This window comes from Ruegeria sp. BHSB056 (assembly GCF_059613305.1).
On the sequence record NZ_JBXWSG010000104.1, the window covers coordinates 1 to 11,398 of the forward strand.

Here is an 11,398-nt window from a genome sequence, read left to right on the forward strand (position 1 = left end):
CTTTCGCGCACTGATGGACGAAGCCTGGCAGCCCGCCACGCGAACCGTTCCGGCCTATTTCGATGAACCTGCTTATATCGATGCGCTGGCGCAGTCTGTTGAACGAGCATACGAGGCTATGGAGACAAAACCCGACATTCTTGTCTGCTCATATCACGGGATGCCCGAGCGGTATCTTCAGCAGGGCGATCCCTATCACTGCCAGTGTGCTAAAACGACAAGGCTGTTAAAGGAGCGACTAGGCTGGACGGATGATCAACTGGTATCGACTTTCCAGTCGCGCTTCGGCCCCGAAGAATGGCTGAAACCTTACACTGCGGATCACGTGGCCGAACTCGCGAAACAAGGCAAAAAGAACATTGCTGTAATTGCCCCAGCATTTTCGGCGGACTGCATCGAAACGCTGGAAGAGATAAACGAAGAAATCAAAGAGAGCTTCGAAGAAGCAGGCGGCGAGACGTTTACTTATATTCCATGCCTGAACGATGACGACGCCCATATCGCAGCACTTGGAAAGGTGATCGCAGACAATCTGCGCGGGTGGTTGGCGTAAAGCGTTTCCAGAGCAAAAACGGCATCTCTCATGAGAACGTCAAGCTCGGCTTGATACTGGCGCGTCAGTATCCCCCGGCGCGCAACAGGCTTGAAGACCTGTTGGAATAAAAAAGGCGGTGGATTGCTCCACCGCCTTTTTCATGAATTCCGTGTCGGCTTAGCCTGCAGCAACAGCAGCAGCAACGACGACCAGCAGGATCAGCGGCAGCAGGAGACCCTGCGACGAACCCTGTGTTTCTTCAACAACAACCGGTGCTTCAACAACCGGCTCTTCCAGGTTGCCAGCATATGCGGTCGAAGCTGCTGCAGTCAGAGCTGCGGCGAGAACGAGTTTCTTCATATTAACCTCCAGAATTTGCACGGCTCCAATGTCCGGAACCGCACATCTAAGACTTACCTCGTAGTTTTTTCTAATCAGCATTAGAGCGGGAATGCAATTGCAACTTGACGGGCAAGCAGGTTCGCACACGAAAATGTCGTCAAATTAGCAACACTTGTGTGCCAACCTTAGCCATCGAAAACAGCTCGGCGATGTCTTCGTTGAAAAGGCCGATGCAGCCGTTCGAAGATCTGCGGCCGATTTTACGCGTATCATGCGTGCCGTGAATGCGATAATACTTCCAGCTCAGATATAAAGCGTGCGTTCCCAAAGGGTTATCGGGACCGGGAGGAATATAGTCCGGCCATTCCGGATTTCTCTTCTTCATCGAAGGCGTTGGAGACCAGCTTGGGCCTTCGACCTTGCGGATCACACTGGTCCGCCCGCGCCGGGTGAGTTCTTCGGTCAGCGGAACCGACGACGGGTACAATTTGTACACTGATTGATCATCCGACCAATAATGCAGCGCTCTTGAGACGGTATCGACCAATATGGCGCCATTTCTGGTGTTCGAAAAATACGGTTGCCAATCCAATGCCCGGAACCCGGATACGTTGCGGCGAACCGCCGGTTCGGTCTCGGGTGCGGGGCGCAGCGGGTCGCCCGGGATATATTGTGCCAGCGCCGGTGTAGCCAGAGTGGCGGTAGCCCCTGCCAGAAAACCCCTGCGTGTGGGCGAATGAATGCGCTTTTTGACCATGACAACGGGTCCTGTGTTTAGGTGAGGTCTGAAATCAGAGGTATTCTATTGCCAGAATGCTTCAGTCGCAAACCAAACCGGCAGAATCACGCAAGTTATGACCATTGCGCGTTTGCTCAGAACAAGCAGGCGCGCTATGCCGTGTTGTGATACAATAATCAGGTCGAACATGACGCGCATCGTTTCTTTACTATTGATTTGCTTTGTCGCGCTTGCGGCATGTACCAACACCGGCTCAACCACTCTGGGATCTGATGGTCGCCCATTGCCGACCGTATATAAGATCCGCGGCAACCCGGAAAAGCTGCAGTTCCGCATGCTTGATTCGGTCAATGCTCTGCGTCAGGCTCAGGGATTGCAGCCCGTACAACTAAACGCACAACTGAACGCGGCAGCTGCGACTCATTCGAAAGATATGTCGCGACAGAACCGACCCTGGCACTTTGGGTCAGACGGTTCGTCGCCGATCGACCGGGCAGCACGTGTCGGCTATTTCGGTACTTTTCTGGGGGAAGCCATTTCCGAAACCTACGAGACCGAGACGGAAACGCTTGCCGCTTGGATGCAGGAGCCTGGACCGAGGGCTGTCATAATGGACGCCAAAGCCACCCAAATGGGATTCGCCTGGCATCAGGAAGGTGGCGGCAAAATCTGGTGGACGTTGGAAATGGGAACCGGTGGTTGATCCGGTCAAATGAAAAGAAAAAGCCCCCGGTTTTCGGGGGCTTTTTTTTGTTTATCAGGCGGCTTGCATAGACTGCGCCTCGGTCAGGATCGCATAGAGCTTTACCGGATCGGGGTTCGCCCGAAGTTTGGTGCAAACCGAAGTATCCCGCAAAGTGCGAGACACCAGCGCCAATGCCTTGAGGTGATCGACGCCCGCCTCTTCCGGTGCAAACAGCGCAAAGGCAATGTCCACAGGCTGGCGATCAACCGATCCGAAATCGATGGGCTTTTCTAGCATTACGAAAACACCTGAAACCGCATCAAGCTCGGGCAGGCGCGCGTGCGGCAGCGCCACACCATGGCCGACTCCGGTAGGCCCAAGGCTTTCCCGTTCCAGCAGGAAATCAACCGCTTCCTGAGGATCGATACCCAGCGTCGCTGCAGCGACGTCACCGATTTCCTGAAACAGCCGCTTCTTGCTGGAAGCCGCGGACAATACACGCACCGCTTCGGGCTTCAGTATGCTCGAAAGCTCCATGATCACGCTCCATGGCACGCACCCGCATAGGCGGGTGCGGCCTCGTATCCTTGCCTGTTACGGATCAATCCAGCCGATGTTACCGTCTTCGCGACGATAAACGACATTCAACCCGTCCTTGTTTTCATTTCTGAACACCAGCACTGGCGCACCGGCAAGTTCCATTTGCATAACGGCCTCACCGACGCTCAAAGATGGGATTTTTGTTTCCATCTCGGCCACAATCATGGGCTGTAGCGATTCGGGTTCATCGGCCGACTCCGATTCGTTTGAAGCGAGGATATAAGAGGACGCCCCAAAGAGTTCAACCGGTTCAACCCGATCCTTGTGGTGGTCCTTCAGGCGGCGCTTGTAGCGACGCAACTGTTTCTCCATTTTACCGCAGCACGCCTCAAACGCCGCGTAGATCTCGGTTGCATGGGCCTTGGCCTGAGCCGTCAGGCCAGTGGAAAGGTGCACCGTTGTTTCGCATACATATTCATGCGCCGAACGGGAAAAGACGACGTTGGCATCCGTAGGCCGCTGCGCATACTTGCCCACGACCTCATTCAGTTCGGTCTGCACGTGTGTCTGCAATGCCGAACCGATGTCGATCTGTTTTCCGCTGATTTGGTAACGCATGTGATCTCCTTCACAATTCACACCCATTCTGACGCCGCGGAACGCGGCGGGCTTGTTTTTATCGGGTGGGGGGTCGAGACATTTTCCGCGGTTGCCTTGTTTCCAGCCCTTCGAAGAAGGGACATCGAGATCCAGACTGGAACCGGGTAAATGCCATAAGCCAATTGAGGCAAGAGACGAGGGAAGAGTCAATCAAAACAGATGTGTATATACGCGATTTCCGCGATGCAATTGGCACAACTCCGCGCAAGGTTATGAAATGCGGAAATTCTCGCCCAGATAGACGCGGCGCACATTCTCGTTTTCGACAACCTCATCAGGTGTGCCGGACATCAAAACCTGACCGTCATGCAGGATATAGGCCCGGTCGACAATTTCCAGCGTTTCCCGGACGTTGTGATCGGTGATCAGCACACCAATACCGCGTTTTTTCAGATCCGCCACAAGGTGCCGAATATCCCCGACACTGATTGGATCGACACCCGCAAACGGTTCATCCAGCAGCAGGTATTTGGGGTCTGCGGCCAAACAGCGCGCGATCTCAACCCGGCGGCGCTCGCCGCCTGACAACGCCAATGCCGGGGCCCGGCGCAGGTGTTCGATCGAGAAGTCAGACAGCAGCTCTTCCAAACGCTCTTTGCGCTTATGTGCATGAGAAACCGTGATATCCAGAACGGCAGCGATGTTGTCCTCGACGCTCATGCCGCGGAAGATCGACATCTCCTGTGGCAGATACCCGATCCCGAGACGCGCGCGCCGATACATGGGTAACGTAGTTACATTCTGGCCGTCTATCGTGACTTTTCCCGCCTCGGGGAACACAAGCCCCGCAACTGAATAGAACGTTGTGGTCTTACCTGACCCGTTCGGCCCCAGCAGCGCCACCACTTCGGACCGGCCCAGCGTCATCGAGACATCGCGGATCACCGTCTTTTTTCGATAGGACTTCCGCAGTTTCTCGATGCGCAGCCCGGAACTGCCCTCGGTCAGTTTCAGGTCGGGAAGCGCCATCAGTTGTTTCCCTGCTGCAAGATCGTTTTGACCCGCCCGGTCATGGTCGCCGTACCGGATGTCAGGTTGGCGTTCATCTGATCGCCACTGATGATGCTTGGGCCTTGTGTCAGCAGGACGTTGCCTTTCATGACAATCTCACCCGAGCCGATCTTGTATTCAGCCCAGTCGCCTTCCGCTGCATCCGGCGGGCTGACCAGAACCACATTCTCAGTCGCTTCCATTCGCTCGATCGCCGAGCGTTCCTGATTGTAGATAACAAGCACGCGTTCGGCAGTCAGGCGCATTTCACCCTGAACGACGATGACATTTCCGATGAATTCTGCCGATCCGTCCTCTTGATTGACGTTCAGGGTTTCCGATGTCACCTCGACCGGCAGGCTCGGATCGGCATTCGCGGACCCAAAAGCCACCTGCGCCTCTTGCGCGGTCACGGGCACGGCGCCCGCGATCAAGGCGAGGCACAAAGGAACAAATCGAAAATCGAACACAAGTTATCTTTCTGCTTTTTCAGGCTCGTATACCAGCTTCACACCGTCTGTAAAAACAATATGGACCGGCCCGTCCGTTTTTTCAGTGCCAAAGGTCATGCGCCCCGCGGAAAAATCACCGATCGGACCGGTTCCGTTCACCTGCCCCGGCGTGTCGCCCCGGATTTCGTCCAACGAGGTATTGAGCAGATCCGTCGTGACCTTGAGCCCGTCCGCCGTGGTGATGACCACGTCACCAACAAAGGTTGCTGTTCCATTATCCGGACGGATCAGGCCGGAATTTGAATCCAGCGTGATTGTTCCGCCATTGAGCAGACCAAAGCGGCCGCGAAACTCGGATGCTGTCGGAACCGACGCCTCGGTGCCCTGCGTGGCTTGCACAGCCTCGATATGCACGGTCTCTCCCTTGCGGGTCGTTCCGCGGTAATCCGGTCGCGTTACCACCTGTTGCGCCAGTCTCTCATCAATGTCTTTTTGCGCGAAGGGCACGGAAACGTTTGTTTCGATGCTGCGGGACAGCAGGAATACCGTGGACAACATCACAATAGCCGCGAGCGGCAACAGCACCTTCAGGAACTGCACCATGCGGGAATATCTGTCCACCTCAGCCTCCCTCAGCCCAGACCGACACGCAGGCAATCGTGGATGTGCAAGATACCTTGGGCCTTGCCGCCGGTGTCAGGGTCCACAACAAAAAGACACGTGATCTTGGGTGTTTGCATCGTCATCAACGCAACTGCCCGTTCCGCCAGTTCATCAGGCCCGATCGTGCGAGGGTTTAGGGTCATGACCTGATCCACGCTAAGATCCAGCAAACCTTGCATATGACGCCTGAGGTCGCCGTCAGTGACAATACCCAACAATTGCCCGCTTTCACCTGTGACACCAACCACACCAAAGCCCTTTTGGCTCATTACCAACAATGCTTCACCCATTGGAGTGCCTGATTGAACCACCGGTATATCCGAGTGCATCAGGTCGCGCACCGTACTCAACTGCGCACCCAGTTTGCCACCGGGATGGAAGGCACGGAAATCCTCGGGCCGGAAATCGCGGTATTTCATGAGGGCAATCGCCAGTGCATCCCCCATGGCAAGGGTCAGCGTCGTCGAGATCGACGGCACCATACCAAAACCGCAGGCCTCGCCCATCGACGGGATCAGAAGATGTACGTCGGCCTGTTTCATCAATGTGCTGTCAGGTTTGCTGGACAATCCGATCAGCGGAATACCAAAGCGGCGTGTAAAGGCCAGCAGATTGGCAAGTTCCGGTGCCTCGCCCGAATTCGAAATCGCCAGAACCACATCACCCTTGGAGACCATGCCCAAATCGCCATGGCTGGCTTCTGCCGGATGCACGAAATAGGCAGGCGTTCCGGTGCTGGCCAGCGTGGCCGCAATCTTGTGACCTATGTGGCCTGACTTGCCGATACCGCTGATGATGATGCGCCCGGTGGCCTGAAGGATAAGCTGCACGGCTTCAGCAAAATGCGCGTCCAGACTGTCGGCAAGTACGTCCAGCGCGCGGGCTTCGTCAGTCACCACCTGACGGGCGGTTTTCAGGAATGCTTCGGTATCGGTCATGAGTGCGCAAAGATATCCGTTTCGGGCCAACCGGCGAGGTCCAGTTTCGCACGCATCGGCAGGAAGTCAAAACAGGCCTGCGCCATTTCAGTCCGGTCCTCGCGAGCCAGCCGAATGTTTAGCGCATCGCGCAGCTGATGCAGATAAAGAACGTCAGACGCAGCATAATCCAATTGAGCGTCCGTAAGTGAGACTGCGCCCCAGTCGCTCATTTGTTGCTGTTTGGAAATATCGACACTGATGAGTTCCTGGCACAGGTTCTTGAGCCCGTGCCGGTCCGTATAGGTCCGCACCAGGCGGCTGGCGATCTTGGTGCAATAGACCGGCGCGGCCAGAGCACCAAATGTATGGTACATGGCGGCGATGTCGAAGCGCCCGAAATGGAACAGCTTCAGAATGTCAGGGTTTTCCAGCAGGGCACATAGGTTCGGCGCCTCAGTCTGGCCTTTTTCCACCTGCACGATATGGCTGTTGCCGTCACCACCCGACATCTGAACCACGCACAAGCGGTCCCGATGTGGGTTCAGACCCATGGTTTCACAGTCAATGGCCACAACAGGGCCCAGATCTAACCCGTCCGGCAGGTCGTTTTTGTACAAATGGTTCGCCACCCGACTATTCCTTTGTGCGGTATCGCCTCCGAGATAGGCGGTTTGGTCCATAAACTCAACGCCGTCCAAAAGTCACGGGCAAATCCCTGCACCAGGATTGACAATATCCCCATGGGGAGGATAGGGATAAATCATGACAATTGTACCCCGCGAGTCGCATCCGCATATCACGGCAAGGCTGAAACGAGCCCACGGGCATCTGGCAAAGGTCATTGCCATGCTTGAAGGTCAGGCCCCCTGTTCAGACATTGCCCAACAGCTGTTTGCCGTTGAAAAAGCGGTTACCAATGCCAAGCGCGCCTTGATCCATGATCACATCGACCATTGCCTGTCTTCTGATGGCGATAGCGGCGGGATCGAGGATTTCAAAGCCATCACGAAATACCTCTGAACCATGCTGAGCATTCTAAAAAACCGGACCTACCGCCACCTGTTTGCCGCCCAGATCGTCGCCCTGACCGGAACCGGGCTGGCTACAGTCGCGCTAGGGTTGCTGGCCTTTGATCTGGCCGGAGACGCTGCTGGCCTTGTGCTGGGCACCGCACTGACGATCAAGATGGTGGCCTATGTCACCGTGGCCCCACTGGCGGCCGCTTTTGCCGAACGGCTGGACCGTCGGAAGATGCTGGTTTTTCTGGACCTGATCCGCGCCGCAGTCGCGGTATGCCTGCCTTTCGTGACCGAGGTCTGGCAAATCTATGTGCTGATCTTCGTGCTTCAATCCGCCTCGGCAGGCTTTACGCCTGCTTTTCAGGCAACGATCCCGGACGTCTTGCCGAACGAAAACGAGTATACCCGCGCTTTGTCACTGTCACGTCTTGCCTACGACATGGAGAGCCTGCTGAGCCCGATGTTTGCTGCGGCACTTCTGTTGCTGGTCAGCTTCAACAGCCTGTTCTGGGGCACAGCGCTGGGGTTTGTTGCTTCGGCATTGCTGGTGGTCTCGGTCGCCCTGCCTTCGCCCAAGCCCAGCAAACCACGCGGGATTTATGACCGCACGACACGCGGAATTCGCATCTATCTGAAAACCCCCCGGCTGCGCGGGCTGCTTGCGCTTAACTGGAGCGCCGCGGCGCTGAGTTCGATGGTGATCGTCAACACAGTGGTCATCGTGCGGGCCACCCTTGGCCTGTCAGAAAGCGCCGTGGCCATTGCACTGGCCGGATTTGGGGGTGGGTCGATGCTGGCGGCGTTCACTCTGCCCCGCGTGCTGGATCGGATCGAGGATCGCAAGGTTATGCTGTTCGGAGCTATTCTTGCGTCGGGCGCTATGGCCGTCGCCTCGGTTCTGACCGCGACGACCCCGCTCACGCTGGGTGTCCTTGCCGTTTTTTGGGCCTTTACCGGATTTGGGTATTCTACAACCCTTACGCCTTCGGGTCGTTTGTTGACCCGTTCAGCCCATCCCGAAGACCGCCCAGCTGTCTTTGCCGCACAGTTTACTCTGTCACACGGTTGCTGGTTGGTGCTGTATCCGCTGGCTGGGTGGATAATGACCGTCTATGGGCCGACTGTCGCACTCGGCAGTATGTCTGTCCTGTCCATGGCAGGCGTGATTGTGGCAGTCAGCCTTTGGCCGCGTGACGATCAGGAACCGGTTGTTCACAATCACCCCGATCTGCCAGCAGATCATCCGCATCTGGCCGGAGCGGGCCCTCACGCGCATCCGATTATTATCGACGACCTGCACCCGCGCATGCCGCGTGAGCCTTGAGAAAGGGCGCCAATCTGATCTAAACCCGGACTTGCGCAAACCGGAGCCCCAATGGACCAGCTAGACCGCCGTATCATCGCCGCCCTGCAAGCCAATGCGCGTGCCTCGACCACGCAGATCGCGGCATCGCTGGGTGTGGCCCGCACGACCGTGCATGAACGGATCAGTCGTCTGGAACATCGCGGCGTAATCACGGGATACACCGTGCGCCTTGGGTCCACGGAAGACACGCCCAAAGTACAGGTCATCGTCATGCTGGAAGTGCAGCAGAAGGAAACCAACCGGATCCTTAGACGGCTCGAGGCCTATCCCGAGGTCAAACTGTGCCTGTCGATCAATGGCGAATTCGATCTGATGCTGACCGCAGATGCCCCGAGGCTGGAGGATCTGGACATTCTGGTGGACGATCTGGCGAAGATCCCCGGCGTCCTGCGCACCAATACAAGCGTTGTTTTCGGGCGCAGGATCGACCGAAACTGAGGCTGCGATAACCCTCTGTAAACCGATCGGCGTCTAGCTTGGCCGGGAACACCAGAATCCCGGACCGGCAGAATGCCAATTCACAGAATACCGATTGCTTTCATAATACTGCATGTGCTGTTGGCGCAGGCGGGTTCCGCCATGCACGCATCACAAATAGGCGGGCTTTGTGATCAGGCCGCGCGCCGCGCGGCACTGTCCGAAGGTGTTCCGTTGGACGTGCTGCGCGCCATAACCCGCGTTGAAACCGGCCGACAGATAGACGGGCAGTTGCAGCCCTGGCCTTGGGCCATAAATGCCGAAGGTCAGGGGTATTGGTTTAAGTCCGAGGCCGAGGCCAAGGCCTATGTTTTCAAAATTTTCAAAGCAGGCTCTCGCAGCTTTGACGTCGGGTGTTTCCAGGTCAATTATCGTTGGCATGGCAAAGCCTTCCGCTCGATCGACGCGATGTTTGATCCGGATGCGAACGCAACCTACGCCGCCCACTTCCTGAAAGACCTTTATTTCGAGCTTGGTTCGTGGCCGGCTGCGGCCGGGGCTTATCATTCCCGTACGAATGCTCTGGCCGAGGCTTATCGTGGCCGGTTCCAGACAGTGATGGCCCAGTTGGATAACCCGTCCTCACAAGGGTTTTCTGGTATGTCACGCGATCCGTTCACAAGGGCCGGAGCGCCCTTGATTCCGATGCTAGTGGCCACACCCGCCACCACTGCCCTGGGCTCTCTGGTGCCGACCAACGGCACAGCAACTGCCTTCATCCCTTTCAATTAGGAAACCTTCGTGCCCCAGTTTGACATCCGGTCCCTGTTTTCACCCACTGTCCTGCTGGCGCTGGCGCTGATGACCGTCATCGTCATGATGATCCTGCCCATGCCCGCCGGGGTGTTGGACGTTGGGCTAGCCGCCTCTTTCGCGCTGGCCATCCTGATTTTCACTCTGACGCTGTTCATCGAACGTCCACTGGATTTCTCGTCCTTCCCAACGATCCTGCTGGCATCGCTGATGCTGCGCCTGTCGCTGAACGTCTCTTCGACCAAACTGATCATCGGTCAAGGGCATACCGGACCCAACGCAGCGGGTGACGTAATTGAAGGGTTCGCCAATTTCGTCATGGGCGGCAGCATCTTTCTGGGCCTTGTGGTTTTTGGCGTGCTTCTGATCGTGAACTTCATGGTCATCACCAAAGGGGCCGCCCGTATGGCCGAGGTCGGCGCGCGCTTTGCCTTGGACGGGATGCCGGGCAAGCAGCTTGCCATCGACAGCGACATGTCAGCCGGGGCCATCGACCATCAGCAAGCCAAGGAACGGCGGGAACGCGAACAGCAGGAAACAACGTTTTTCGGCTCGCTCGACGGTGCGTCGAAGTTTGTAAAAGGCGATGCCGTTGCCGGTCTTCTGATCACTCTTCTGAACCTTGTTATGGGTTTGGTCATGGGGGTGATCGTGCACGGAATGCCGGTGGCTTCGGCGTTCGAGACATATGCAATCCTGACGGTCGGTGATGGTCTGGTCTCGCAGATCCCCGCCGTTATCATCTCAATTGCCTCTGCATTGCTGCTGGCGCGCGGCGGAACACAGGGTGCCACCGACAATGCCATTTTCTCGCAACTCGGGCGGCATCCGGCTGCGCTGTCTACCGTGGCGGTTCTGATGGTCCTGTTTGCGCTGGTGCCCGGCCTGCCTTTCCTGCCGTTCATCCTCGGTGCAGCTGTGCTTGGATACGCGGCCTACACAATTCGGAAAAAGCAGAAAAAAACGGACCCGTCATTGCAGTCGCAGGCGACCGAAACCGAGGTGCCGGTCTCGCAGGCTATTGGAGATATTCTGGATCTGGATGACGTGCACCTTGAATTCGCACCCGATCTGGTAAGCTTGGTTTTGAATCCCGGAACCGGATTGGATGCCCGCATCGCCAATATGCGCACCTACGTGGCGTCCACCTTTGGTTTGATCCTGCCCGAAATTCGTTTGACTGATCGAGCCGACCTGCCAACCGGAACCTACGTGATCAAGGTTCAGGGGGTCGAACAGGCGCGCGGCGTTCTGAAC

At 56.7% G+C, this 11,398-nt stretch carries 16 protein-coding genes; 7 read left to right on the top strand and 9 right to left on the bottom strand.

Annotated features, from left to right (window positions below; all coding sequences use genetic code 11):
* Positions 1 to 553, top strand: a 553-nt coding sequence (gene hemH / locus AC2FND_RS17855) for a ferrochelatase (RefSeq protein WP_496771146.1), incomplete at its 5' end; no start/stop codon positions are given.
* A gap of 159 nt (positions 554 to 712) precedes the next feature.
* Here hemH and AC2FND_RS17860 read toward each other — a convergent pair.
* Together AC2FND_RS17860 and AC2FND_RS17865 are read right to left on the bottom strand one after the other, a co-directional pair.
* Positions 713 to 895: a hypothetical protein gene (locus AC2FND_RS17860; protein WP_480507214.1), complete on the bottom strand. Its 183-nt coding sequence runs from the start codon at positions 893 to 895 to the stop codon at positions 713 to 715.
* Positions 896 to 1,034: 139 nt separating this feature from the next.
* Complete coding sequence (locus AC2FND_RS17865) at positions 1,035 to 1,634, bottom strand: L,D-transpeptidase (protein ID WP_480507212.1); 600 nt, start codon at positions 1,632 to 1,634, stop codon at positions 1,035 to 1,037.
* Between the two features lie 169 nt (positions 1,635 to 1,803).
* On the opposite strand from AC2FND_RS17865, the gene dalA reads away from it, so the two are divergent.
* Entirely contained in the window at positions 1,804 to 2,319 is a 516-nt protein-coding gene (gene dalA, locus AC2FND_RS17870) for a divisome-associated lipoprotein DalA (RefSeq protein WP_209507204.1), read from the top strand.
* A 54-nt stretch (positions 2,320 to 2,373) separates the two neighbouring features.
* Here the strand turns inward: dalA and AC2FND_RS17875 are convergent, their stop codons facing one another.
* The 7 genes from AC2FND_RS17875 to AC2FND_RS17905 form a co-directional block, all read right to left on the bottom strand.
* Positions 2,374 to 2,838 (bottom strand): PTS sugar transporter subunit IIA, encoded by a 465-nt coding sequence (locus AC2FND_RS17875; RefSeq protein WP_209507205.1) that lies wholly within the window; start codon positions 2,836 to 2,838, stop codon positions 2,374 to 2,376.
* Between the two features lie 57 nt (positions 2,839 to 2,895).
* The gene (hpf, locus tag AC2FND_RS17880) at positions 2,896 to 3,459 is read right to left on the bottom strand and encodes a ribosome hibernation-promoting factor, HPF/YfiA family (protein WP_209507274.1); all 564 of its coding nucleotides are present in this window, start codon (positions 3,457 to 3,459) and stop codon (positions 2,896 to 2,898) included.
* A gap of 252 nt (positions 3,460 to 3,711) precedes the next feature.
* Positions 3,712 to 4,470: an LPS export ABC transporter ATP-binding protein gene (lptB, locus tag AC2FND_RS17885; protein ID WP_480507210.1), complete on the bottom strand. Its 759-nt coding sequence runs from the start codon at positions 4,468 to 4,470 to the stop codon at positions 3,712 to 3,714.
* Positions 4,470 to 4,961, bottom strand: coding sequence for an LptA/OstA family protein (locus tag AC2FND_RS17890; RefSeq protein WP_209507207.1), 492 nt, complete (start codon positions 4,959 to 4,961; stop codon positions 4,470 to 4,472). The genes lptB and AC2FND_RS17890 overlap by 1 nt, the downstream gene beginning before the upstream one ends.
* A gap of 3 nt (positions 4,962 to 4,964) precedes the next feature.
* The gene (locus AC2FND_RS17895) at positions 4,965 to 5,564 is read right to left on the bottom strand and encodes an LPS export ABC transporter periplasmic protein LptC (protein ID WP_480507206.1); all 600 of its coding nucleotides are present in this window, start codon (positions 5,562 to 5,564) and stop codon (positions 4,965 to 4,967) included.
* Positions 5,565 to 5,575: 11 nt separating this feature from the next.
* Positions 5,576 to 6,544, bottom strand: coding sequence for a KpsF/GutQ family sugar-phosphate isomerase (locus AC2FND_RS17900; protein ID WP_496771147.1), 969 nt, complete (start codon positions 6,542 to 6,544; stop codon positions 5,576 to 5,578).
* Positions 6,541 to 7,155, bottom strand: coding sequence for a ribonuclease D (locus tag AC2FND_RS17905; protein ID WP_480483923.1), 615 nt, complete (start codon positions 7,153 to 7,155; stop codon positions 6,541 to 6,543). The genes AC2FND_RS17900 and AC2FND_RS17905 overlap by 4 nt, the downstream gene beginning before the upstream one ends.
* A gap of 133 nt (positions 7,156 to 7,288) precedes the next feature.
* Between AC2FND_RS17905 and AC2FND_RS17910 the strand changes: the two genes are divergently transcribed.
* The 5 genes from AC2FND_RS17910 to AC2FND_RS17930 form a co-directional block, all read left to right on the top strand.
* Entirely contained in the window at positions 7,289 to 7,546 is a 258-nt protein-coding gene (locus AC2FND_RS17910) for a metal-sensing transcriptional repressor (RefSeq protein WP_209599209.1), read from the top strand.
* A gap of 3 nt (positions 7,547 to 7,549) precedes the next feature.
* Positions 7,550 to 8,869, top strand: coding sequence for an MFS transporter (locus AC2FND_RS17915; protein WP_496771148.1), 1,320 nt, complete (start codon positions 7,550 to 7,552; stop codon positions 8,867 to 8,869).
* A 51-nt stretch (positions 8,870 to 8,920) separates the two neighbouring features.
* On the top strand, positions 8,921 to 9,349 hold the full coding sequence (locus tag AC2FND_RS17920) for an Lrp/AsnC family transcriptional regulator (RefSeq protein WP_209507213.1): 429 nt from the start codon (positions 8,921 to 8,923) through the stop codon (positions 9,347 to 9,349).
* Positions 9,350 to 9,490: 141 nt separating this feature from the next.
* Positions 9,491 to 10,120, top strand: a complete 630-nt coding sequence (locus AC2FND_RS17925; RefSeq protein ID WP_496771149.1) for a transglycosylase SLT domain-containing protein — start codon at positions 9,491 to 9,493, stop codon at positions 10,118 to 10,120.
* Between the two features lie 69 nt (positions 10,121 to 10,189).
* The coding region (locus AC2FND_RS17930; RefSeq protein ID WP_496771150.1) for an FHIPEP family type III secretion protein at positions 10,190 to 11,398 on the top strand (1,209 nt) is incomplete at its 3' end.